22 protein-coding genes are annotated in these 22,928 nt (G+C 66.9%); 11 read left to right on the top strand and 11 right to left on the bottom strand.

Features of this window, described 5'->3' with window-relative positions:
• Positions 1-104: 104 nt before the first annotated feature.
• Both NNY25_RS05055 and NNY25_RS05050 read right to left on the bottom strand, forming a co-directional pair.
• Entirely contained in the window at positions 105-371 is a 267-nt protein-coding gene (locus tag NNY25_RS05055) for an SWIB/MDM2 domain-containing protein (protein WP_265570261.1), read from the bottom strand.
• 112 nt (positions 372-483) lie between these two features.
• Complete coding sequence (locus NNY25_RS05050; RefSeq protein WP_265570260.1) at positions 484-1,299, bottom strand: LD-carboxypeptidase; 816 nt, start codon at positions 1,297-1,299, stop codon at positions 484-486.
• Between the two features lie 48 nt (positions 1,300-1,347).
• Here NNY25_RS05050 and NNY25_RS05045 point away from each other — a divergent pair, with 48 nt between their 5' ends.
• The 3 genes from NNY25_RS05045 to NNY25_RS05035 are packed head-to-tail and all read left to right on the top strand — an operon-like array spanning position 1,348 to position 3,574.
• Complete coding sequence (locus tag NNY25_RS05045) at positions 1,348-2,730, top strand: glutamate ligase domain-containing protein (RefSeq protein ID WP_265570259.1); 1,383 nt, start codon at positions 1,348-1,350, stop codon at positions 2,728-2,730.
• A gap of 11 nt (positions 2,731-2,741) precedes the next feature.
• Positions 2,742-3,104, top strand: coding sequence for a hypothetical protein (locus tag NNY25_RS05040; RefSeq protein WP_265570258.1), 363 nt, complete (start codon positions 2,742-2,744; stop codon positions 3,102-3,104).
• Positions 3,101-3,574, top strand: coding sequence for a 5' nucleotidase, NT5C type (locus tag NNY25_RS05035; protein WP_265570257.1), 474 nt, complete (start codon positions 3,101-3,103; stop codon positions 3,572-3,574). The genes NNY25_RS05040 and NNY25_RS05035 overlap by 4 nt, the downstream gene beginning before the upstream one ends.
• On the opposite strand, the gene NNY25_RS05030 is transcribed toward NNY25_RS05035, so the two are convergent.
• Positions 3,571-4,125 carry a hypothetical protein gene (locus tag NNY25_RS05030; RefSeq protein ID WP_265570256.1) on the bottom strand — a complete coding sequence of 185 codons (555 nt, stop codon included), beginning with the start codon at positions 4,123-4,125 and terminating at the stop codon, positions 3,571-3,573. The two genes, NNY25_RS05035 and NNY25_RS05030, sit on opposite strands and share 4 nt — an antisense overlap.
• Before the next feature lie 196 nt (positions 4,126-4,321).
• On the bottom strand, positions 4,322-4,531 hold the full coding sequence (locus NNY25_RS05025; RefSeq protein WP_265570254.1) for a hypothetical protein: 210 nt from the start codon (positions 4,529-4,531) through the stop codon (positions 4,322-4,324).
• A gap of 207 nt (positions 4,532-4,738) precedes the next feature.
• Here NNY25_RS05025 and NNY25_RS05020 point away from each other — a divergent pair, with 207 nt between their 5' ends.
• Both NNY25_RS05020 and NNY25_RS05015 read left to right on the top strand, forming a co-directional pair.
• The gene (locus NNY25_RS05020) at positions 4,739-5,953 is read left to right on the top strand and encodes a sensor histidine kinase (protein WP_265570253.1); all 1,215 of its coding nucleotides are present in this window, start codon (positions 4,739-4,741) and stop codon (positions 5,951-5,953) included.
• The gene (locus NNY25_RS05015) at positions 5,946-6,695 is read left to right on the top strand and encodes a LytR/AlgR family response regulator transcription factor (RefSeq protein ID WP_265570252.1); all 750 of its coding nucleotides are present in this window, start codon (positions 5,946-5,948) and stop codon (positions 6,693-6,695) included. Before NNY25_RS05020 ends, NNY25_RS05015 begins: the two co-directional genes overlap by 8 nt.
• 47 nt (positions 6,696-6,742) lie before the next feature.
• Here NNY25_RS05015 and NNY25_RS05010 read toward each other — a convergent pair whose 3' ends face one another.
• Genes NNY25_RS05010 through NNY25_RS05000 form a run of 3 tightly spaced genes read right to left on the bottom strand, consistent with a single transcriptional unit; the run spans position 6,743 to position 8,890 of the window.
• Positions 6,743-8,122, bottom strand: a complete 1,380-nt coding sequence (locus NNY25_RS05010) for an FAD-binding oxidoreductase (RefSeq protein WP_265570251.1) — start codon at positions 8,120-8,122, stop codon at positions 6,743-6,745.
• An 11-nt stretch (positions 8,123-8,133) separates the two neighbouring features.
• Positions 8,134-8,742 (bottom strand): OsmC family protein, encoded by a 609-nt coding sequence (locus tag NNY25_RS05005; protein ID WP_265570250.1) that lies wholly within the window; start codon positions 8,740-8,742, stop codon positions 8,134-8,136.
• A gap of 7 nt (positions 8,743-8,749) precedes the next feature.
• Positions 8,750-8,890, bottom strand: coding sequence for a hypothetical protein (locus NNY25_RS05000; protein ID WP_265570249.1), 141 nt, complete (start codon positions 8,888-8,890; stop codon positions 8,750-8,752).
• Between the two features lie 88 nt (positions 8,891-8,978).
• Between NNY25_RS05000 and NNY25_RS11585 the strand changes: the two genes are divergently transcribed.
• Positions 8,979-10,568 (top strand): bifunctional AfsR/SARP family transcriptional regulator/alpha/beta hydrolase, encoded by a 1,590-nt coding sequence (locus tag NNY25_RS11585; RefSeq protein ID WP_265570248.1) that lies wholly within the window; start codon positions 8,979-8,981, stop codon positions 10,566-10,568.
• Positions 10,569-10,571: 3 nt separating this feature from the next.
• On the opposite strand, the gene NNY25_RS04990 is transcribed toward NNY25_RS11585, so the two are convergent.
• Positions 10,572-11,330 (bottom strand): methyltransferase, encoded by a 759-nt coding sequence (locus NNY25_RS04990; RefSeq protein WP_265570247.1) that lies wholly within the window; start codon positions 11,328-11,330, stop codon positions 10,572-10,574.
• A gap of 849 nt (positions 11,331-12,179) precedes the next feature.
• Between NNY25_RS04990 and NNY25_RS04985 the strand changes: the two genes are divergently transcribed.
• The 5 genes from NNY25_RS04985 to NNY25_RS04965 all read left to right on the top strand — a co-directional run bounded on the left by NNY25_RS04985 (position 12,180) and on the right by NNY25_RS04965 (position 19,894).
• Complete coding sequence (locus NNY25_RS04985) at positions 12,180-14,501, top strand: ATP-dependent helicase (protein WP_476749670.1); 2,322 nt, start codon at positions 12,180-12,182, stop codon at positions 14,499-14,501.
• Positions 14,502-14,564: 63 nt separating this feature from the next.
• The gene (locus NNY25_RS04980; RefSeq protein WP_265570245.1) at positions 14,565-16,529 is read left to right on the top strand and encodes a TIR domain-containing protein; all 1,965 of its coding nucleotides are present in this window, start codon (positions 14,565-14,567) and stop codon (positions 16,527-16,529) included.
• Positions 16,530-16,533: 4 nt separating this feature from the next.
• On the top strand, positions 16,534-17,040 hold the full coding sequence (locus NNY25_RS04975; RefSeq protein ID WP_265570244.1) for a DUF1697 domain-containing protein: 507 nt from the start codon (positions 16,534-16,536) through the stop codon (positions 17,038-17,040).
• Between the two features lie 281 nt (positions 17,041-17,321).
• Entirely contained in the window at positions 17,322-17,852 is a 531-nt protein-coding gene (locus NNY25_RS04970) for a helix-turn-helix domain-containing protein (protein WP_265570243.1), read from the top strand.
• A 92-nt stretch (positions 17,853-17,944) separates the two neighbouring features.
• Positions 17,945-19,894, top strand: a complete 1,950-nt coding sequence (locus NNY25_RS04965) for a TIR domain-containing protein (protein WP_265570242.1) — start codon at positions 17,945-17,947, stop codon at positions 19,892-19,894.
• Here the strand turns inward: NNY25_RS04965 and NNY25_RS04960 are convergent.
• The 3 genes from NNY25_RS04960 to NNY25_RS04950 all read right to left on the bottom strand — a co-directional run bounded on the left by NNY25_RS04960 (position 19,891) and on the right by NNY25_RS04950 (position 22,599).
• Positions 19,891-21,882 carry a serine hydrolase domain-containing protein gene (locus tag NNY25_RS04960; RefSeq protein WP_265570241.1) on the bottom strand — a complete coding sequence of 664 codons (1,992 nt, stop codon included), beginning with the start codon at positions 21,880-21,882 and terminating at the stop codon, positions 19,891-19,893. The two genes, NNY25_RS04965 and NNY25_RS04960, sit on opposite strands and share 4 nt — an antisense overlap.
• Before the next feature lie 113 nt (positions 21,883-21,995).
• Positions 21,996-22,190 carry a hypothetical protein gene (locus NNY25_RS04955; protein WP_265570240.1) on the bottom strand — a complete coding sequence of 65 codons (195 nt, stop codon included), beginning with the start codon at positions 22,188-22,190 and terminating at the stop codon, positions 21,996-21,998.
• A 181-nt stretch (positions 22,191-22,371) separates the two neighbouring features.
• Positions 22,372-22,599: a hypothetical protein gene (locus NNY25_RS04950; protein WP_265570238.1), complete on the bottom strand. Its 228-nt coding sequence runs from the start codon at positions 22,597-22,599 to the stop codon at positions 22,372-22,374.
• Positions 22,600-22,928: the final 329 nt, after the last annotated feature.

The following is a 22,928-nucleotide window of genomic DNA, read 5'->3' as shown; positions in this document are numbered from 1 at the left end:
TTTCTCGCCCCCAAGAAGCCCGATTCCCCTCGTGAGTCGCGCAAAAAGAAAGGGCGCGGCAAACGCCACGCCCTTTCCAAAAACAGTCCCTTGCGGGACGGCGACTAGCTCAGATGCTTCGAGAGATGCTTGTTCATCTCGAACATGGTGCAGCGGTCGGTGCCGAACACCTTCTGCAGCTTGTCGTCGGCGAGGATTTCCCGCTTATTCTGCGGATTCTGGAGGTTGTTGGCACGGATGTGCGCCCACACCTTCGAAACAACCTCGCTGCGCGGAAGCGGATTGGACCCGACGATCGCCGCGAGTTCGGGCGACGGGGTCACCGGGCGAGCCAAGCCGCCCCCTGCTTTCCGACCAGTACCTTCTGCCATTATTTCCCTCCTGTTGTTCTGCCCTAAGGTAGAGCGCAATCCTCTCTAGTGCGCAAGGGGCTTGCCAGAGGAAAATCGCGCTTTCGTGGTTAATTTGCCCGGGAGGGCCGGATCAGGCGCTGCGCGCGCCGAACGGGACCACCCGGTTGGCGGCGTCGTGACCCACGTCGGCAGCACCCGCGAACACGACCCCCGAGCGCGCGCACCAGTCGGCGAAGATGTGACCGACATCGCTGCCGAACGGCCGGTCGTTCTCGGGGATGTCGCTCATCCGCCCCATGCGCATGCGCAGTGCCTTGCGCACGCTGTCCTGCCCGGTGACGTGGAACAGCGCGCGGTCGATCCTGTACTCGTACTCCGAGACTTCCTCGACGATGAGGTCGACGCCCGTGAAATCGGGTTCGAGTTCGGTGCCGAGCAGGTGCGACAGCACCGTGAGATTGAACGCCATCGCGGGTACGCCGTCCGACAGGCCCGGCTCGAGCGCGTCCTTCGCGCCTTGCGCCAGCCAGCCGAGCGCGCGGTCGATTGCCGCCTCGCCTCCCTCGCGAAGCGCGTCCTGCGGCATCGGGCCATGCGCTACCCGGCAGCCCGCCTTGTGCAGCCCCGCGAGCAGGAAGCCTGCGTCCGAATAGCCCATGTAGGTCTTGTCGAACGCTTCGGGCGGCAGCGCGCGCATGATCGAGTGCGCGATCCTGTTCGACCCGTAGCCACCCCGGGCGAACCATACCGCGTCGATCTCCTCGTCGGCCATCACCTCGAGCAACGCCGCGCGGCGTTCGTCGTCCGGCCCGGCGAAATGCCCGGCCTGCGAAAAACATTGCGGGTGGAAGTGAAGCTCCGCGCCGAAGCGGGTCGCACGCTCCGCCGTGCGGCGGGCGGCGACCTCATCGAGCGGGCAACTCGGCGCGACGACGGCGATCTTCATGGGTCCTCCGATTGCCTCAGCGCTCCGCATCTCGCATAGGCGGTCTTGATGACCAACCACTATTTCTTCTGCGGCATCGGGGGGAGCGGCATGCTCCCGCTCGCCGCGATCGTCGCTGCACGCGGGGCCAAGGTGTCGGGCTCCGACCGCTCGCTCGATGCTGGCCGCGTCGCTACCAAGTTCGATTATCTCGAAAGACTGGGCGTCGAACTCCACCCGCAGGACGGAAGCGGCGTAGCGCAGGGCATGACCCTCGTCGCCTCCGCCGCGATCGAGGACAGCGTGCCCGACGTCGCGGCCGCGAATGCGCTCGGCCTGCCGCGACAGACGCGCCCGCAACTCCTCGCCGAACTGCTCAACGCCGCGCGCTGCTCGGTCGCGGTCGGCGGCACCAGCGGCAAGTCGACCGTGACCGGCATGATCGGTTGGATGCTTCATGCCTCGGGGCGCGATCCGACCGTCATGAACGGCGCGGTGATGAAGAATTTCGCGAACGACGACGCCCCCTTCGCCTCCGCGCTGGCGGGCGATCCCGACCTGTTCGTTTCCGAAGTCGACGAGAGCGACGGCTCGATCGCGCTCTACCGCCCGGGTGTCGCGATCATCCACAACGTCACGCTCGACCATAAGGGGCTCGACGAATTGAGGCGCTTATTCACCGACTTCGGCAACGCGGCGGGCGCGGCCCTCGTCAACGGCGACGACGCGGAAGCGACCGCGCTGGAAATCGACGGCGCGCGCACCTACGGCTTCGGAAACGAGGGGCTCGACTATTACGGCGCGGACCTTCGCCTCGAGGCGGACGCCAGTCACTTCGTGCTCCATCACCGCCACCATATCGTCGAGGTCACCGTCCCGATGCCCGGCGCGCACAATGCCTCGAACGCGCTGGCAGCGCTGGCCGCGGCCGATGCGGTCGGCGTGCCGCTCGACGAAGCCGCCGCATCGCTTCGCGATTTCGCCGGGCTCAAGCGTCGCCTCGAAAAGGTCGGCGAGGCGTTCGGGATCACCGTCTACGACGATTTCGGGCACAACCCGGACAAGGTCGCCGCCACGCTGACGACGCTCCGGGCCAGCGGGCGCCCCCTGCACGTGCTTTTTCAGCCGCACGGCTACGGCCCGCTCCGGCAGATGGGCGAAGAGCTGGCGAAGACCTTTGCCGAATTGCTGGGCCCCGCCGACAGTCTTTATTTTCCCGACCCCGTCTACCAGGGCGGCACGGTCGACAGGAGCCGCGGCTCCGACTGGCTGGCGGAGGCGGTCTGCGAGGCGGGCGGCACGGCGACCCACATCGCCGACCGACAGGCGATCGCCACCCGCATCGTCGACCAGGCGCGCGAGGGAGACATCGTCGTCGTCATGGGCGCGCGCGACGACAGCCTGATGCTTCTTGCGAGGTCGATGCTCGACGAGATCGGCGCGCGCGGCTGATGGGGCGCGCGGTGGGCTGGATTTTGACCGACGAGAGTCGCCGCGCGCTGCTCGACCGGTTCCCGCCGCGCTACCCCAATCCGATCGCGCATCACGTGACGCTCGCAGGACACCGTGCAAACGCCCCCGTTCCCGCCGAGGCGTTGATCGAGGTCGTGGGCCACGCCGATGACGGCCGCGCGCTCGAGGCGCTGGTGGTGAGCGTCGACGGCACCCTCGACCGCCCAGACGGCAGCATCTTCCACATCACCTGGTCGCTCGACCCGCAAGCGGGCGTCGTTCCCAAGGACAGCAACGCCCTGCTGGCGACCCGCGTATGGGTCGACGTTGCGCCGCCAATATCCGTCGCGACCCGCCCGGGCTTCACGACGTGACCCGCAAGCTCTTCCTCGACTGCGATGGCGTGCTGGCCGACTTCGACGGCGGCGTCGAACGCCTGACCGGCCTCAGCCCGCACGCGCTCCAGGAGGAGCGCGGGGTCGGCGGCTTCTGGAAGGCGCTCGCGCGCGCCGACGGCTTCTACGAGCATCTCGACCCGCTACCGGGCGCCATGGAAATGGTGGACCGCGTGGCGCACCTTGATCCTGTCATCCTCACGGGCCTTCCGATCGGCAAATGGGCCGAGCCCCAAAAGCGCGCCTGGGCGAAACGTCATTTCCCGCGCCTCGAGGTGATCACCTGCATGGCGCGCGACAAGTGGCGCTACGGGTCGCCGGGCGACGTCCTCGTCGACGACCGCGAAAAGCAGCGCGCGTCATGGGAGGAGCAGGCCAGCGGCCTGTTCATCCTCCATCGCTCGGTCGAGGACAGCCTCGACCAATTGTCGGAAATCTTCGACCTCTAGGCGGCGGCGACGTCGACCTTCTCGACCCACTCGGGCCAGAAGACCGGTTCGCGGGTCGACCAGCCGGGCGCGGTGGCCGCGCTTTCGCTGATCGACTGCAGCAGCAGGCGGCGGCTCTCCGGGTGTAGATGCGGCAGCGCGGCGGCCGAGCAGAAGGCGCTGGGCAGCCACGGGCGCACTGCGGCGCCAAGCAGGCGCTCGTAGAGAAAGCGGTAGCTCGCGAAGCAGCCGAGCCGGTCCTGGCCCAGGTCGTAGGCCGACAGGGTCACCAGCATGCCGAGGAAGGGCTCGAGCATGTCGAGGCCGCTATCGTCGGGGATCTGCATGCGCAGATGGTCGAGCTGCTTGTAGAAGCGGGCCTGCGCGGTGATCGAGGCGGCCTCGATCTCGTCGCGCGCCCAGGTGGCGATGGGGTCCGTGCGACCGAAGGCGACATCGAGCGAACGGCGGATGTAGCGCTGCGTGGCTTTCTCGAAGCTCGCGAACTCCTTCATCTCGCCAATCAGCATCGCGCCGTTGGCCGACTGCTGGTTGCTCGAATATCCGCTCATCGTCACATCTCTCCTTTCGCCCCAAAGTGAGATGTACCCCCGTACCGGTTACCCGTTCGTTAACCAGTATCCCATCCCCGGTTCATCATTGAATCAGGGACACAGGTTTCAGGCAAGCACGGAAAGGCGCGCGTGAGATATTCACGGCGCCACTGTGGGTTTCGGGCAACGATCCGAAAGACTTGTTGCGGTCGCGCTACGACTTCTTCTTTTCGGGAAAGCCCGACGAAGGCACCGGCTCGTCATTGCCGCCACCCGGCTGGGTCGCGCTGATCGGGTCCGACGCATCCATGGATTCGTCCGATCCGACCGTGACCTTGAGATCCTCGTTCTCTGGGTTCTTCTCGAGCTTTTCTTCCAGCTTCTCGCTCGGCTCGTCCTTGGCCGTAATCCTGTCCTCGCCCATCGGGCCCTTCTCCTTGTCGTCGCGGGACGTCCGCCCGCCCTTCCTGCCTCAACGACGACCCCGTCGAAGGCGTTCCCGCCGCTCGTCGTTCGACGGACGGCACGCGACTTCGACCGAAGGGAGGCGATTTTCTACGAACCCGCATCCCGGCGGCTAGGATTGGCGCCCCTATGCGCCTATCAGGGAGGGATGCGACACGTTCCGATTTTGGCCCGGACCCGCCACCCGTTCGGCGACTGGCGTTTCGCGATCAAGACGATCGCGGCCATGTGGGCCCTGTATCTCGCCACCGTGGCGATCCGTGCCTGGCTCCAGGGCGACATGCTCGGCGTGCTCGTCCCGCGCCTGCCGATGGTCGTCAGCGGGATCATCCTCACCGTCTGCATCTACCTCGTCATCCAGTCGGTTGAGGAGGGTGCCGGCACGCGGCGCCGCGCGCTGATCGCGTCGATCGCCAGCCTCGTCGCCGCGATCGCACAGGCGCTGGTCGTCATCGCCGCCGCGCCGCTGATGCAGGACCGGGAGGCCAAGTACAAAATCCAGGCCCGCGAGGGCGCGGTAATCGTCCAGAAAGGGCGCGAGATCACGATCGAGCGCAATTCGGGCGAGCAGCCGCTGGTCTTCACCCTGCCCCGCATCGACGAGCTCGACGAGCTCGAGAAAGCCCGCATCGCCGCCGATGCGGCGGTCGTGTGGCTGTTCTTCTTCGCCGCGTGGAGCGCGGTCTACATCGCTGGCGTCTCCTCGGGTCAGGTCGCTGGCGCCCGCCGCCGCGCCGCCGAGGCCGAGGCCGCCGCCCATGCCGCGCAGGTCCGCGCGCTGCGCTACCAGGTCAATCCGCACTTTCTGTTCAACACGCTCAATTCGCTCTCCTCGCTGGTGATGAGCGGACGTTCGCAGCAGGCCGAGAACATGCTGATGGCACTGTCGACCTTCTTCCGCACGTCGCTCTCGCTCGACCCGGGCGCGAGCGTCTCCCTTAAGGAGGAAATCGGTCTCCAGCGTCTCTACCTCGACATCGAGAAGGCCCGCTTCCCGGAACGCCTCAACGTCGAGATCGACGTGCCAGAGGAGGTCGAGGAGAGCCAGGTGCCGGCGCTCATCCTCCAGCCGATCATCGAGAACGCGATCAAATACGGCGTGTCGGCGACGCGCGCGCCGGTCACTATCTCGATCAAGGCGCAGCCGCTCGCCGACGGGCGCCTCCAGATCGACATCGTCAACTCGGCGCCGCCGGGCGCCAAGATGCGCGAAGATCGCAAGCGCCCGGCCGGGACCGGTACCGGGCTGACCAACGTCTGCCAGCGGCTCGAGGCCCATTTCGGCGGGCGCGCCGATTGTCGCTTCGGGCCGGTCGACAATGGGTACCGCGTCTCCATCGCGATGCCGTTCGACACGAAATTGGAGGGGGAAGATGACTGAGCTGACGCTGCTGATCGCCGACGACGAACCGCTTGCGGCGGAGCGTCTCCAGTTGCTGATCGAGCGCATCGACGGGGTGAAGCTGGTGGGCGTCGCCGAGGATGGCGACGAAGCCGTTTCAAAGGCCGCCGACCATCATCCCGACGTGCTCCTCCTCGACATCGCGATGCCCGGTCTCGACGGGATCGAGGTTGCGCGCGCCCTGTCCAAGCAGGAGCGGCCGCCTGCGGTCGTGTTCGTGACCGCCTTCGACCAGTTCGCGGTCGCCGCCTTCGAAGTGGCCGCGGTCGATTACCTGATGAAACCGGTCGAGCCGGGTCGTCTCGCCGAGGCGATCGCGAGGGCCCGCGCGCTCCTGACCCAGCGCGACCGCACGGCGGCGGACAAGACGGGCGTCGAGGACGACAGCCCCTATCTCGACGAATTCTGGGCCTCCGACCTGTCGGGCCTCGTGCGCATCGCCTCGCGCGACATCGACCGCGTGTCGGCCGAGCGCGACTACATGCGCCTCCATGTCGGCAATCGCAGCTGGCTCATCCACCATTCGATGACCAAGCTCGAGGAAGGGCTCGACCCTGCCTTGTTCGTGCGCCTGCACCGCAGTGCGATCGTGCGCCGCGACTTCATCGCCGGTTTCTCGCGCAACAGTTCGGGCCGCTGGGTCGCGCGCCTCCAGGACGAGACCGAGCAGCCCGTCGGCCGCCTCTACAGCGAGAAGGTCCGCGAGATCGCGGCGCGCTGATCCGATGCAAAATGGGGCGCCGATCTCCCGGCGCCCCCTCGTTTTCCCTACGGACGGATGTTCTGGTTCACCCGGAACAGATTGTCGGGATCGTACTTCCGCTTCACCGCGACCAGCCCGTCGTAATTGGTGCCGTAGGCCGCGCGAATACGCTCCTCGCCCTCGTCTTCCATCATGAAGTTGACGTAGGCGCCGCCGTGGCGGTTGTGGCGGTGGAGCGCCGTCCAATAGTCCTTCGCCCAGTGCATCACTTTTGCCGCGTTGGCCGGATCGGGGTCGATCCCCGCGATCACCATCGACCAGGTCGCATCGCGCGTCCCCCACGCGGTCGCGTCGGCGGCCCTTTCCTGCGGGGCCCCGTCGATCGGGTAGAGATGCATCAGCGACAGGTTGGACGGCGTGTCGGTACCGAACTTGAGATGCTCCTCGATCGCGCCGTCCGACAGTTCATGGATGTAATCGCCCTTCCAATACCACTGCAGTCCCTTGGGGAGCAGCGGGTCGAATGCACCCTGCCAGTCGACGAAGGGCATCTCCATCAGCCCGTTCATCAGCGGCTCGGGAAGTTCGGCGAGCAGCGGCTCGACAACCCCGCGCGCCTCTTCCTCGGGGCCGTCGTAGCAGCAGATCAGCGCGCACACCGGGCGGTTCCAAAGCTCCTCGGGAAACCCTTCCGCCGACGGGCAGCGCTTGAGCCCGAGCGTCATCGACAGCTTGCGCGGCATCGAGGGCAGCACCTCGCGATACCAGCGCATGATCCGGGCGGTATGCTCGGTGTCGTAGAAGACCGGCCCTGCTAGGACATCCGAGACCTCGCGCAGGCGGTAGGTGAACTTCGTCACCACGCCGAAATTGCCCCCGCCGCCGCGGATCGCCCAGAACAGGTCCTCGTTCTCGCGCTCGTTCGCCGTCACGCGGCGCCCGTCGGCGAGCACCATCTCGGCCTCGAGCAGGTTGTCGATGGTGAGCCCGTATTCGCGGGCGAGATAGCCGTGACCGCCGCCCAGCGTGAGCCCAGCGATCCCGGTCGACGAGACGATCCCCGCGGGCACATGGAGGCCGTAGGGTGCGGTGGCACGATCGACCTCGCCCTGGCTGAGCCCGGGCTCGACCGAGACGGTGCGCGCATCGACATCGATGTCGATGCCGGTCATCGGCGAACAGTCGATGACGATCCCGCCGTCGCAACTGCCGAGGCCCGGCCCGTTATGCCCGCCACCGCGGATCGCGAGCAGCACATTGCTCTCGCGAGCGAAGGCGACCACTTCGGCAATTTCGTCGGCGTTGCGGCACGGCACGATCGCCGCCGGCTTCTTGTCGATCATCCCATTGTAGAGCGCGCGCGCCTCGTCGTAATTGGGGCTGGCCGGGGTGATGGCGCGGCGCGCGATCGTCTCGGGAAGCGTCTTCGTGATGTGAATGTCCATTTGTCTTCCTTTCAGAGCATGATGCCGTGGCGTAGGATCTCGAGCCTCCCCGACACGGCGATCGGCGTGCTGAGGTCGAAATAATTGGGGGAGCGGGCGAGGACGCCTTCGTGGATGGCGTAGAGCACCTCGTCGGGTGCATCGCCCGCGACCGTGACGGTCAGGTGGATCGACTGACAGCCGGGCTTGACCCGTTCGTCGATCCCCATGAATCCGCGCATGTCGAGCTCGGCGTCGGTCTCGATGAACAAGGTTTCGAGCGTCACACCCTTGAGCGCCGCGCTGGTCACCCAGCCGATCAGGATGCAGCTGTTGAGCGCGCTCATCAGCAATTCCTGCGGGTTGGGCGCGCTGTCCTGCCCCATTAGCGCGCGCGGTTCGTCGGCGACGATCTTGAAGCGCCGGTCGATCTTCTCGCCGCCGATCTCGTAATGGTCGATGACGGTCTCGCTGCGCGTCTGGCCGGTCCAGCGCGTATTGACCTTGAAGCAGAGCTTGGCGCGCGCGGTATCGGACCGAATGCGTTCGACGAGCCGGTTGAAGCCGGCGACGTTGATGCCGTTGGTACGATCCGCGCGCACCTCGCCCGTGGCCGCCAGGCCGAGGGATGGGGAGAACATGGCGGCCTCAGGCGATGGGAGCGACAGCAAGCAGCACCGAGAAGGTACCGCACACGACGGCGAGAATGCTCACCGCGACAAAGTTTCTCAGCGAAATGCAGTTCATGATCGGACCTTTCGAAATTCGTTTCTTGGCCGCGTTGGCCATGGCCCGCTTGTGATCTCGCCCAGTGGAATTCATCGTGTTAATCTGCGTTTGAAATCGACGATTTCGGGTAAGGTAGGAGATTCCACGGGTGGGCGACGGTCTGGAGCTGAAACTGCTCGGCCCCTTGGCACTGAAGCGCGACGGGGAGAGCTTGGACCTGCCCTCCTCGAAGAAGACGCGCGCGCTCCTGGCCTATCTTGCCACGCAGGAACGACCCTCGCGGCGCGAACGGCTTTGCGACATCTTCTGGGAGACGCCGGACGATCCGCGCGGTGCATTGCGCTGGAGCCTGTCCAAGCTCCGGTCCGCCTTCGCTGACGCCGATCCCGATCCGCTGGTCGCCGACCGAGAGACGGTCGCGATCGATCGGGACGTATTGCCGAGCGACTGGAACGCCCTTCGCGCGCTGGCCCATCGCGGCGATCTGCGGTCGGTCTCGCTGCAGGACCTTTTCCGCGCGGCGGGCAATGACGGCGAATTCCTCGCGGGACTCGAATTGCCGCGCTGCGACGAATACCAGGCCTGGCTGGTCGCCATGCGCGAGGACGCCAAGCGATGGCGGCTGGACGTGTTGCGCGAACTGGTCTCGCGCGATCTCGATCCCAAGCGTGCGCTCGGCTTCGCACGCAGCTGGGCGGCGCTCGACCCTTTCGATGCGGTGGCGCGCATGAAGCTGGTCGACCTGCTCGAGGCTACCGGGCGGCGCGAGGAAGCGCAGCAGCATCGCGAAGCGGGCGCGCGAAAGCTCGACGAAGCCGACCTGCCCGTCCCCCGCGAAATGCGCGGATCGCGCGCGAACCCGGCAGCGTCAAGAGACGGCGGGAGCGACCCGCTGCCCCCGCAGCATACCCGCTTCTGCATGACCGAGGACGGCACCGGGCTGGCCTATTCGATCGCGGGCGACGGTCCGCCGTTGGTCAAGGCCGCCAACTGGCTCAACCATCTCGAATATGACTGGGACAGTCCGCTGTGGCGCCACTGGATCGGCGAACTGGCGGCCTTCAGCACGCTCGTTCGCTACGATGAACGCGGCAACGGCCTGTCGGACTGGGATACGCCCACGATCAGCTTCGAGGCCTTCGTCGACGATCTCGAGACAGTGGTCGATGCAGCCGGGCTCGAGCGGTTCGACCTGCTCGGCATCTCGCAGGGCTGCGCGGTCTCGATCGCCTACGCGGTGCGCCATCCGCAACGCGTGCGGCGGCTCGTCCTCTACGGCGGCTACGCGCAGGGCTGGGCCAAGCGCGGAGACGACCCGGAGGCGCTGGCCGCGCGCGAGGCGATGATGACACTGATCCGCACCGGCTGGGGGCGCGACAATCCGGCCTTCCGCCAGATGTTCACGACCCTCTTCATGCCCGATGCCGACCCTGATGAGACGCGCTGGTTCAACGAACTGCAGCGCGTCTCGACATCGCCCGACAATGCCGTCGCGCTGCAGAAGGCTTTCAGCACGATCGACGTCATGGACATCGTCGATCAGGTCTCGGTGCCTACCCTCGTCCTCCATGCGCGCGACGACGCCGTCGTCCCCTTCTCGCAAGGACGCGCAATCGCGGCGCGGATCAAGGGTGCGGAGTTCGTCGCGCTCGACAGCGCCAACCACATGGTGCTCGACCACGAACCCGCATGGGCGCGCGCGATCGAGGCGATGCGCGACTTCCTGACGCGACCCTAGGCCCTATTCGGGCTTGCGGAAGCGCAGCAGGAAGCGGTCGGTTTTGCCGCGGATATCGGGCGCGAACACGTTGGTTTCGCGACCATCCGCCGGATTGGCGAGCAGCTCGCTTTCCTCCTCGAGTACCAGCCCTGCTGCAGTGAAGTCGCGCACGACGACGGCCGGATCGATGCGGTGATACGCCTCGACGGACTCGCGCGGCGCAGCGCCGGACTTGGCGCGGTGGTCCGCAAGCAGCAGCACGCCGCCCGGCGCCATCGCCTTGGCGATCGCGCCTGTCCATGTGGCAGGCTCCATCCGCGAAATCTTGTACTTCTCCGACTCCCAGTAGACGTCGTGATAGTCGAGGTTCATCAGCACCAGGTCGTAGCCCGATCCCAGGATCGGATTTTCCATCGGCGAGTGGATCAGCACCGTGCGCGGCTGGCGCGCATGAAAGGCCTCGAACCCCGCCTTGGCCTCGGGCGAGAGGAACTGGTTCGGATTCCAGATGACAATCAGCCCGTCGGGGCCGAGCGCGGGCGCCATCAGCTCGCTCCAGTAGAGATTGGCCCCGAACAGGTCGAGCACGCGCATCCCCTGTTTGAGCCCGCCGAACGCGAGCATCTCCACCGGGTGGCGGTTGGCATCGAGCGCGACATTGTCTTCGCGGCGGTTATCGGTGTCGGCCACGGCCGCCGCAATATCGGCGGGTTCGCCCGCGCTCGCCGCCCCGCTCCACGCCAGCGCCAGCGCGCTCGCTGCGATCGTCCATGTCTTCATCGCTCGTCTCCCTGCTGTGCGGGCGCGAGACTAGTGGCGAGAGTGGGAATTGGAAGGGGCGGTTCGACCGATGGCCGGGGAGCGACATGGGCAGGAGCGCTTGCCGGGCGAGCCCCCCCGAAACAGAAATGGGGGCCAGCATTGCTGCTGGCCCCCACTGCGCCGAGCTAAGCGTTACCGGTGTTCGCGACCTTGTCCGCCCCGGAGGGCAAACCGTCTACGATCCTGGCGCAACCGCTCAGGCGTCGCTTCCGGACCGAACGTCCTCCCCGAAGGGAGCCTCGTCTTCCTTCCGGGTGCGCCTGCCAGACTTTCGACTGGCTCCGCTTTCCCTTCCGGAGTTCCAGGCCCTCGACCCGAAGGTCTCGCAGCCATCCGGCGTTCAGCGGCCCTTCTTGGACCGGGCTCTTCGCGCCGCCGTCCGCCCCGAAGGACATCTGGCGCAGCGACCGAGCACCGGCACTTCCGGCGCCTCTGACCGGCTGGTCCGGGCTGCCCCCACATCCCGCTCCCGAAGGAACTAGATGCAGGCTTTGATGGCCACCCATCGCCTGCCGGCGGAGATCGGAACTTCCGTTTCCTTCCTCCCGAAGGAGGCCGGGCGGTCGTCCCGATCACAATTCTGTTATGCACCCCAACCCCTTGTGTCACAACGGCGATTTCGAAGAATCTGCCTGTGGATAACGGGGATATCGTGGAAAAGAGCGGGAATCGGAGGGGCAGTCCGCCATTTCAGCCGCGCCCCTACCCCCTGCCCAGACGATTCGCAACCCGATTCCGCCCCGCGACTCGCTTCCGACTCGCCCGCGACTCGCGCCGCGCCCGCCGAGTCGCCAGCGGGTTGCCCAAATGTTCTCGCGTCCCTACCTGTCGCTGGTGACCGAATCTCCGCCCCCCGCCCCCATGCCCGACGACGCGCCCTGGCTCGCCGGCCTCAACCCGCCGCAGCGCGAAGCTGTGATGACCACCGAGGGCCCGGTTCTTGTCCTCGCGGGCGCGGGCACCGGCAAGACCGCCGCGCTCACCGCGCGCCTCGCGCACCTCATCGCCACCCGCCGCGCCTGGCCGAGCCAGATCCTCGCGGTGACCTTCACCAACAAGGCCGCGCGCGAGATGAAGGAGCGCGTCGCGAAGATCACCGGCGGCGCGGTCGAGACCATGCCCTGGCTCGGCACCTTCCATTCCGTGTGCGCGCGCATGCTGAGGAGCCACGCCGAACTGGTCGGCCTCCAGTCCAACTTCACCATCATCGACACCGACGACCAGCTGCGCCTGCTCAAGCAGCTCATCGAGGCCAACAATCTCGACGTGAAGCGCTGGCCCGCCCGCCAGCTCGCCGGCCTTATCGACCGCTGGAAGAACCGCGGCTGGACGCCCAGCCATATCGACGCCGCCGAGAGCGAGGGTTTCGCCAACGGCAAGGGCGCCGAACTCTACGCCCAGTACCAGGAGCGCCTCCGCGCCGTGAACGCCGCCGACTTCGGCGACCTGCTGCTTCACATGCTCACCATCTTCAAGGCCCATCCGGACGTCCTCGAAGACTATCGCAAGCGCTTCCGCTACCTCCTCGTCGACGAATATCAGGACACCAACAGTTCGCAGTACGAGTGGCTGCGCCTCCTCGCCGCCCCCGACAACAATTTGTGCTGCGTGGGCGACGACGACCAGTCCATCTATTCGTGGCGCGGCGCGGAGGTCGCCAACATCCTGCGCTTCGAGAAGGATTTTCCGGACGCCAAGATCGTCCGCCTCGAACAGAATTACCGCTCGACCGGCCATATCCTCGGCGCCGCCTCGGGCGTCATCGCCCACAATAGCGGGCGCCTCGGCAAGACGCTGTGGACCGAGGCCGACGCGGGCGAGAAGGTTCGCGTGCTCGGCGTCTGGGACGGCCCCGAGGAAGCGCGCCGCGTCGGCGAGGAGATCGAGAACCACATCTCCAAGGGCGGCTCGCTCAACGACTGCGCCATCCTCGTGCGCGCGCAGCACCAGACGCGCGAGTTCGAGGAACGCTTCATCTCGATCGGCCTCGATTACCAGATCATCGGCGGCTTCCGCTTCTACGAGCGCGCCGAGATCCGCGACGCGATCGCCTATCTGCGCCTCATCCACCAGCCTGCCGACGACCTCGCCTTCGACCGCATCGTCAACACCCCCAAGCGCGGGCTCGGCGACAAGGCGGTCGCGACCGTCCACCAGTACGCGCGCGCCGCGGGCCAGCCGCTGCTGCTGGCCGCCGCCTCGATCCTCGACACCGACGAGCTGCGCCCCGCCGCGCGTAACAGCCTCGCGCGCTTCATCGCCGACATCGCGCGCTGGCGGCAGATGTCAGGCGAGCTTCCCGCGCCCGAACTCGCACGCGTCATCCTCGAGGAATCGGGCTACACGTCCATGCTCCAGGCGGACAAGTCGGCCGAGGCCGCAGGCCGCCTCGAGAACCTCGCCGAGCTCGCGCGCGCGATGGAGGAATACGAGACGCTCGAGGCCTTTCTCGAACATGTCAGCCTGGTGATGGACCACGACGCCGACAAGTCGGGCGAGCGGGTCACCATCATGACCATCCACGCTGCCAAGGGCCTCGAATTTCCCAACGTCTTCCTCGCCGGCTGGGAGGAAGGCCTGTTCCCCTCGCAGCGCGCGCTGGACGAAGGCGGCACCTCCAGCCTCGAGGAAGAGCGCCGCCTCGCTTATGTCGCGATCACGCGCGCGAGGCGGCGCGCGACGATCCTCCACGCCGCCAACCGCCGCATCTACGGCCAGTGGACCAGCTCAATCCCCTCGCGCTTCGTCGGCGAACTGCCGGAGGACCATATCGAGGAGGAGCAGACCATGACGGGCGGCGAGAGCCTGTGGCGCGCGCAGTGGAGCGAGCATGGCGACCCCTTCGCTCACGTCGCCCGCCGCCAGCCCGCGCGCACCCTGACCCGCGGCCCCGGCTGGCAACGCGCCAGCGAGCGCTTCTCCACCGACCAGCCCCGCATCGTCGAAGCGAAGGGCAGCGCCGTCAGCCTAGGCAAGAAGGGCCGCAGCGACCTGGAGGTCGGCCAGCGCGTGTTTCACGGCAAGTTTGGCTACGGGAAGATCGAGGCCATCGAAGGCAACAAGCTGGAGATCGATTTCGAGAAGGCCGGCAAGAAGCGGGTCCTCGACAGTTTCGTTTCGCCGGCCTGACCGCTCGACTTTCTGCGCGCGTTGAGTCACTAATTTCGCGCACAGGCTTGGGGGACGGATCGCGTGTCGGACATCTTCATCAGCTACAAGCGCGAGGATGTCTCGACCGCCGCGCGCATCGTCGCCGCGCTCGAGAATGCCGGATACGAAGTGTGGTGGGACGAGGCGATCACTCCGCACCAGGCGTGGGACGCGACGATCGAACAGCAGATCGCGGCCGCCCGCGCAGTGCTCGTCCTATGGAGCCCACAATCGGTCGATTCCGACTGGGTGCGCACCGAGGCCCATTACGGGCAGGACCATAGGAAGCTCGTCCCGGCCGTCATCGAAGAGTGCGAAATCCCCCTCGCTTTCAAGCTGCGCCAGGCAGTCGACCTTACCGGCGGCACGTTCACCACCGACGATCCGCACTGGGTCAAGCTGCTCGACTGGATCGAAAGCGTCCACACGGGCGCCAACCGACTCCCCGACGCTGCTCCGCTTTCCCCCTCCCCTGCCGGCCCCCCTGCCCCCGCCTCCGCCATGAAGGCGCCGCGCCGTCCGATGGCTGCGGTTCTCGGTGGCCTCGCCGTTGCCGCCGCCTTGCTCCTGTTGCTCTTCAAGGGGTCGCTCGGTCTCGCCAGCACCGGCACGCCCGACGTCTATGTCGACCGCTTCACCATCGTCGAAGGCCCCGGCATCCCGCCCGGCTTCGACCAGGCGTTCGCCGACGAACTCGGCGCCATGCTCGACGCCGCCTCGCGCCTGACCCCGCTCGAAGGCGACGGCAAGCGCCACCTGGACGCGTTCCAGATGAGTGGCAACATCCGCCGCGGCGACGGCAAGATCCTGCTCTTCGCCAAGATCTACGCGCCTGAGATTTCTTCCCCGATCCTCAGTCCGCGGATCGAGGTACCGAGCGAGCAGGAGGCAAACGCCGCCAAGTATCTCGGCCACAAGGTCGCGGTCCTCTTGCGCTGCATCGCCACCGCGAGCGATTCGAGCGGCAGCGACATTCATATCATCCCCGAGGCCGCCATCCGTTCTTGGGCGCAAAGCTGCAGCATCGGGCTAACGGGCGAGTTCGACCTCAAGACCGAGATTGCCCGGCTCGAGTCCGTCGTTGCCGAGGACCCGGGCTGCGCAGGCTGCTGGGGTACGCTGGCAGATTTCTACACCTTCGACACGAAGGAGGAGAGCTACAAGAACTTCCGACGCGCGCTCGAAGCCGGTCTGAAGGTCGATCCCTCCTATCCCAAGCTCAAGATGCTCGACGCGCTCGACACTCTCGGGGCGATCCGCCGCGAACAGCCGCTGCGCAACTTCGCCGCGTTCGACCGCCAGGCCGAGGAGGCGAATTCGCTACGCCCGACCGACTGTGGCTGCGAAGCGCAACTCTATCGCGACGCGCTCACCGGCATGGGCCGCCCCGAGGAGGCGATTGCCACCATCGACCGCATCTGGGCCAACGACCCCTCGGACGTGAATTCGCGTTCCGCCAAGGTCATCCTCCTGCTCGATCTCGGACGCACCGCCGACGCCGAGGCCCTGTTGAATAAGCTCAAGTCCGAGTGGCCCGGCACCCCGGGTACCCGGATCGCCGAGTTCGTCTTCGCTGCACGGACGAGCGATTGGCAGGCCCTCGACGCGGTCGTTGCCGCCTCTCCCGATCTACCCGGACGGGCACAGGTCCCCGCGCTCATCGATGCGTTGCGATCGGGTGATCGCGCCGCCATCACGACGTCGTCCGCTCCTCTCGTCTCCCAGCTCGGCCGCATCGAATGGTACGATTCGCGTCTTCCCACGCTCCTTGGTCTCGCGGGGCGCGACAAGGAGTTGGCGGACTTTTTCGTGGCCGGGGCCGAGCGAGAAAGCCTGTGGGGCCTCGTCCATGCCTGGTCGAGCCCGATGAAGGGCGCGCGTGCGCAGCCGGCTTTCCTCGCACTCGTGCGCAATCTCGACCTTCCCGGCTACTGGCGCCTCAGCGACGACCACCGTCCCGCCATCTGCGAGGCGAGCCGCGCGGAACCGGTCTGCGGACTGATTTGAGGCGTTGACCAAAACGGTCATCCTCCTGCGCGCCATCAACGCCGGCGTGCCGCTCAAGATGGACGCGCTGCGCGCCATCGCTTCCGATTGCGGCTACGCCAATCCGCGCACCTATATCGCGAGCGGAAACCTGCTGATCGACACTGATGAGGACGAGGCGGCGATCCGCGCCAATCTCGGCGCGGCGCTCGAGCGTCATGTCGGCGCCCCGGTCGGCCTTCTCGTCCGCACCGCCGACGAGCTCGACGCCGTCCTCGCCGCCGATCCCTTCCCCGACGCACCCGGCAACCGCGCGATGGTGCTGTTCCTCGATTCCCCGCCCACCCGGGCCGACATCGACGCCGCCAAGCACCGCACGAACGAAGAAATCGCGCTCGGCGCCCGCCACCTCTACCTCCACTTCCCGGAAGGCCAGGGCACCAGCCGCCTGTCGCTCCCGCTCTGGAAGATCGGGACCGCGCGCAACGTCAATACGGTAACCAAATTGGCAACCATGGCGCGTGAGGCCTGACGCGCCGGGCCGATTGGCCCGAAATGGATAAATCCTTGTCAAAGCGAAGCATTCCGGCGACCCTCTCCTTGCCGGATCGACATTATTGAGGGCCGCTTTGTCATGATCAGGCAAGACGCACGGGCGTGGCACAAGCCGCGCCTCGCAACCATACCCCTGTCCGAACTGTCGCCCGAACAGACGCGGCTCGCCTTACGGCTCGCGAGGACGACAGACACCGAGTGCAACCGATCGAGATGACGGCACCGTTCAGGACCGGAGACAACGCCTTGCCCCACAGAATGAAACCCGACGATATCGCGCGGCTCATCACCGCCGTGCTCGAAATCGCCGACCAGTCCGATCTCGAACCCACCCAGGTGGTCGAATTCATGGTCATGGCCGCCGGCGCCAATTTCCCGGAATCGCACGCTGCGGCGGGCTATCCCCTGCCCGACATTCCCAAGGTGCCCACCGGAAGCGCCGCCCCCGACATCGTCGATTTCGTCGACGCCTGGCATCACTTGAGGATGCAGCGCAACGACCTCGTCGGCGCCAACCTGTTCCGCGATCCCGCGTGGGACATGCTGCAGGAAATCTTCGTCCACCAGCTGCGCGGCCACCGCCTCGCGGTCAGCAACGCTTGCGACCTGTCGGGCGTGCCCCAGTCGACCGCGCTGCGCCACCTCCACCGGCTCGAGGAGAAGAAGCTGGTGATCCGGCGCGGCGATCCCACGGACAACCGCCGCGCCTGGGTCGAATGCCCGCAGGAAGTGCTCGACCGACTGCTCGAGATGAATGCCGACCTGATGAACCTCGCCCGCCGCGCCTGACGCGCGTGCGGCGGGCCGTTCGGCCCCGCCTTCCCTTCCGCGCCCGCCTCGCTTAGTCTTCGCCCCGAGGGTGAGACGACGGGGGACCTTGCGTGGCCGACATCTTCCTCAGCTACAAGAAGGAGGACCGCCGCATCGCCGAGCGGCTGGTCGAGGCGCTGCGCGCCGAGGGGCTGACCGTCTGGTGGGACGATGCGATCACTCCGCGCGCCGCGTGGGACGCAATGATCGAGGAGGAGATTTCGCAGGCGCGCGCGGTCGTCGTCATGTGGTCTCCCCGCGCGGTCCAGTCCGACTGGGTGCGCACCGAGGCCCATTTCGCGCAGGACCACGGCAAGCTCGTCCCCGTCATGGTCGAACCTTGCGAATTGCCCCTCGCCTTCATGCTGCGCCAGGCGGTCGACCTGTCCGACCACCGGTTCGACGCCTCCAGTGCCGAATGGCGCAAGCTGCTCGACTGGATCGAGGAAGGCGCAGGCCCCGGCGGCGACCGCGCCAGCACCGCGCGCGGCAAACGCTGGTATGCGCGCCCCGCCATCCTCGCCGGCGCGGGCGCGATCGCCCTGCTCGCCGCCACCGGCGTCGCGGTCGAGAGCGGTCTCTTCGAGGAGGAACTGGGCCCGAGCCTCATCGTCGACCCGTTCGAGATGCGCAGCGACGCGCTCCCGCCCGCCTTCGCCGCCTCCATCGTCGACGAGATGAATTCGGGCTTCACTGCCGCCACGCGCGTGCGCCCCACCGCCGGCGACGGCACGCGCGACCTCGACGCCTTCCAGGTCGCCGGCACGATCGACGCCGACGCGGATACCATCACCCTCTATTCCAGGATCTGGGTGCCCGGCATGGACGCGCCGGTGCTCTCGCCGAAGCTCGAATATCCCGCCGCCGATGCCGAGGATGCGAGCTTCTTCCTTGCCATGCGGCTCGCGCGGATCGTGCGCTGCATCGCCACCGGCGGCCTGTCGGCGGGCGGCGATGCGGTCCTGTTGCCCGCGCGGGCGGCGGTGCCGTGGGCGCAATTTTGCTACCTCGACGTGACCGAGGAAAGCCTCGACCAGCGCATCGCGACGCTACGCGACGTGGTCGACAAGGCGCCCGCCTTCGCCAACGGCTGGGCCAATCTGGGCGACATGCTCGCCGATAGCAGCCTGCCGGGCGGCGCCTCGAACGAGGAACGCGCCGCAGCGCGCGCGGCCGCCAGCGAGGCGATCGACAAGGCGCTCGAGATCGACCCGGACAATGCGCGCGCGTTGGGCGTGAAGGCCTATCTCGCGCTCGGGTTGATGGGGAGCACGGATGCCGCCGGCCCGTTCGCGCCATTGCACGACTTCGCCGAGTGGGAGGATCTCTCGAAGCAGGCGATCGCGGCCTCCCTCAGCAATTGCGGGTGCGAGGGCATCGTCTACGCGCAAACGCTGATGGCGCTGGGACGCTACGATGCCGCAATTCCCATCGCGGAGCGCTACTCGCAGGCCGATCCGACCCGCCCTGCCTACGCCATCGTCTGGGCCGAAGCGCTCGAGGGCGCGGGCGACCTGTCGAAATCGGCGCGCGTGCTCGCCGCGCTCGACAATCGCTGGGGCGAGATGCCCGTCGTGCACATGGCGATCATCTTCCATAACCTGCGCGCGAAGCAGTGGGACGCGGCGCGCGCGCACGTCGAAAAGCATCTGACTGGCCAGTACGCCCAGTTCCACCTCGACCTGATCGAGGCGGCCCAGCGCCGCGACCCAGCCAAGCTCGCCGCGATGCGCGCCGAGCTCGCCGGGATGGCGCAGTCGTCTCCTGCGCTCGCGCTACGCGGTTATGCGGTGCTCGGCGACAACGCGCAGGCCGCCGCCGCCATGCGCAACGCGCTCGTCGCCAACGGCCCGTTTTTCCTGTGGCACACCGCCAAGCCCCTCTACCGCGACGTCTGGGCAACCGACGAATTCGCTGCCATCGCGCAGGCTCTTGGCCTGTTCGATTATTGGAAGATGCCGGGCCGCAAGCCCGACATCTGCCTTGCCGGCGACCCGCCAGACTGGTGCGAACGGGTCTAGTCGACCCGCGCGTATCGATACTTGTGCTGGCTGTCGTCGAGCGTCAGCGTCGGTTGGCCGTCTGCATCGCCGATCAATAGCGCCACGCCGCGCCACATGCCGTCAGTCAGCACCACGCTCGCGGTCCCGTCGTCATGTTCGCGCAGCATCACCTTGGACGAGAAGCTCGGCAGGCGGATCCAGTAGTCCTCGCCTTCCTTCACGAGCGTCGCGCGGCCGAGCGCCGTTTCCTCGTAGGTGCCGAGCAACGCGTCCCCGCGATCGGCGTCGACCGGCACGAGCTTCGACCAGAACCGCTCGAGCCCCTCCTTGGAGTTCTTGACCGCTTCCTCGATCGCCTCGTCGGCCTTGAGCTCCTTCGCGTCGTAGACCATCTCGACGAACTTGCGCATCGCGGCGCTGTAGAGCGTGCTGCCGCTGGTGCCGTTGGTGAGGATCGCCATCGCGACGCCCGCGTCGGGCAGCGCGATGTACTGGCTGTGGTGGCCGAACACGTCTCCGCCGTGGAAAGTCGCGGGCACGCCGTTCATGTTCGCGCTCATCACGCCCATGCCGTACCAGGCATCCTTGCCGATCGGGATCGAGTGGACGCGCCGCCCGGTGACCGCGTCGGCCGCGAACACGCGCGTGCCGTCGGAGCGAACGCCCTCGGTCAGCTCGTTGGCCACGTAGGATGCGAAGTCGCCGATGTCGGCCCACGCCGCGCCCGCCGGACGCACCGGATAGATCGAGCGATTGGGCCCCGCCTCGATCGTCACCGCCTTGCCGTCGCCGTCGAGCCCGTGGAACAGCGCCGCGTTGCCGCTGGCGATCGCCTCGTCGACCTTGAACGTCACGCTGTCCATGCCGAGCGGGCCGAACACGCGCTCGTCCATCGCCTTGTCGTAGGCCGCGCCGCGATCGAGGTCGGGATAGAGGACATGCCCCGCGACGTAGCCGGCTGCGGCCGCGATGACGTTGTTGTACTGGAATACCTCGCCGAACCCGCTGGTCGGCTCGGTCCCCGCGAGCAAGTCGTAGGTCCACCCCGCGCCGGCATCGGCGGGCGTGTTGATCACCCACTCCATGTCCTTGCGCGGAAGCCCCGTGCAAGCGCAGATGAGATGGCGCACGAGGACCTTGTCGGTCGTCTCCGCGCTGCCGAGACGGAAATCGGGGTCGTAGTCGATGACCTTGGCGTCATAGTCGATCAGCCCGTCCTCGACCATCGAGGCGATCATCAGCGTGGTCATGCCCTTGGTATTCGAGCCGACCATGAACAGCGTGTCGGGATCGACCGGAGCGCCGCTCGCCAGGTCGCGCACGCCGAGCCCCTCCTCGTGGAGGATCGCTCCGTCCTTGCCGATCAGCGCATAGGCGACGCCCGGCACTTGGAGCGCGTCCATGCTCGCCTTAAGCCAGTCGCGAAACTCGGTCACGAAGGCGGTGTCGATGGCGCGCGCTTCCTTGCCCGCGAAGCTTTCCTTCTCGTAAGCGGTGGGCGCGATCGCGGCATTGATCTCGCCGATCTGTGCGCCACGCTTAGACGCGGTAGCGATGGCGAGGTCGGCAAGCAGCACGGTCCAGCGCTCGCCCTTGCGCAGCGCGACGGCCTGCGCCCCGCGCCCCACGGCGGGCGGAATCGTGTAGGCGGTCACGTAGGCCTCGTCCCAGCCGTTGCTGGTCGGCACTTCGCGCTCGACTGCGACGGGACGCTCGAAATCGGGGCTCGCCGCCATCCAGGCCGCCGCGATCGCCGCCTTTCCGTTGGCTGCCTCGCCCACCTCGACCAGGCGGATCGTGCTGTCGGCCTCGGGCGGTGCCAGCGTGACGATGTCGCCGGCGACCGTCTCGCTCCAGCCTTCGGGGACCGCATAGCGCGTGCCGCCGTCGGTCACCTTAGCGGCCTCCGCCTCCTCGACGAGGATGCTGGCGCTTGCAGGACCGGTCGCGGCCAGCGCGGACGTGGCGAGCAGCAAGGCGGTGAAAACGGACAGGCGAGTAGTCATGAAAAGCCCCTTATTGTGTTAAAATCGGCTCTAAAGCAGGATCGTTGCCTAGCAGAAATGGCCGCGAGTGGCGACCGCTGGGCTGATGCGAAGCGGTGGGATATGCGAGGAGGCTAGCCGCGGACGCGAAGCGAGGCGAACGGATCGCCGTCGCAAAGGCCGCCGCTCCTCAATTCGATCGAGGGCTGGGAGACGAGCTGGGCGCGCGGACCGCGATCGCGCGGTTCGGCGACCGGCGAGCCGCCGGGAACCGACGACGCGGCGAGGGCCATCAGCAGCATGTTGAGGCTCAGCGTCAGCTTGAACACGGCTCGTCTCCTTTCCAAGCCTCGTTCTACCCCGCTTCGATTCGAACCTCCTGAGTCCAGGGCGAAAAGATCATGGAAAGATTCTGATTCAGAAAAGGCCTTCCGAAACGAGAAAGGCGGCCCGGTCGTGATCGACCGAGCCGCCTTCTCCCCTGTGTCCCGCCCGCTCGGGCAGGTTTGTTCAGGCTTGTGCCAGTTCCGCCTTGGCTGCGGCCTCGGCCCGCATCCGTTCCTTGCGCATCTCTTCGGCACGGCGAAGCTTGTCCGCGGCGATCGCGCGGTTGGCGAGCTTCTCCCAGTTTCGCGCGGCGCGTTCGTGAAGCTGCCTGACCTTCACTAGCGTGGAGGCCTTGGCCTTGGCTTTTTCTTCCTTCATGCGCTCGATCAGAAATTCGGTCTGGTGGGCCAATCCATGTCTCCTCATGCAAGAAAGCGCGCTACCCGAGGGGTAACGCGCCGACATGACGTCAGGGAAGTTCGGGCCAAACGCCCGGAAACCGCTCCGTCAATGTTGGAATGCAGGACTCCCGCCCCTCGTGGGGGTGATGGCTCGACGGCCTCGGGGGGAGAGTGATCCTGTCGATAGGCGAATCACTCTAGAGGATGTCGGGAAAAAAGGCAAAAATCCGCCAATTTCGCCGTTTACGCTATGCGGTGCGCGCTTTCAGGAACAGCATGGCGGCCCTCAGGGCCGGAAAAAGCGGGCGCTCGAAATCTTTCTGTTTCATGCCGAACCAA

Origin of the sequence: Sphingomicrobium nitratireducens, assembly GCF_026157035.1 — a bacterium.
GTDB lineage: Bacteria > Pseudomonadota > Alphaproteobacteria > Sphingomonadales > Sphingomonadaceae > Sphingomicrobium > Sphingomicrobium nitratireducens.
The sequence above is the reverse complement of the archived record's forward strand: the minus strand, read 5'-3'. Positions and strand labels throughout refer to the sequence as shown.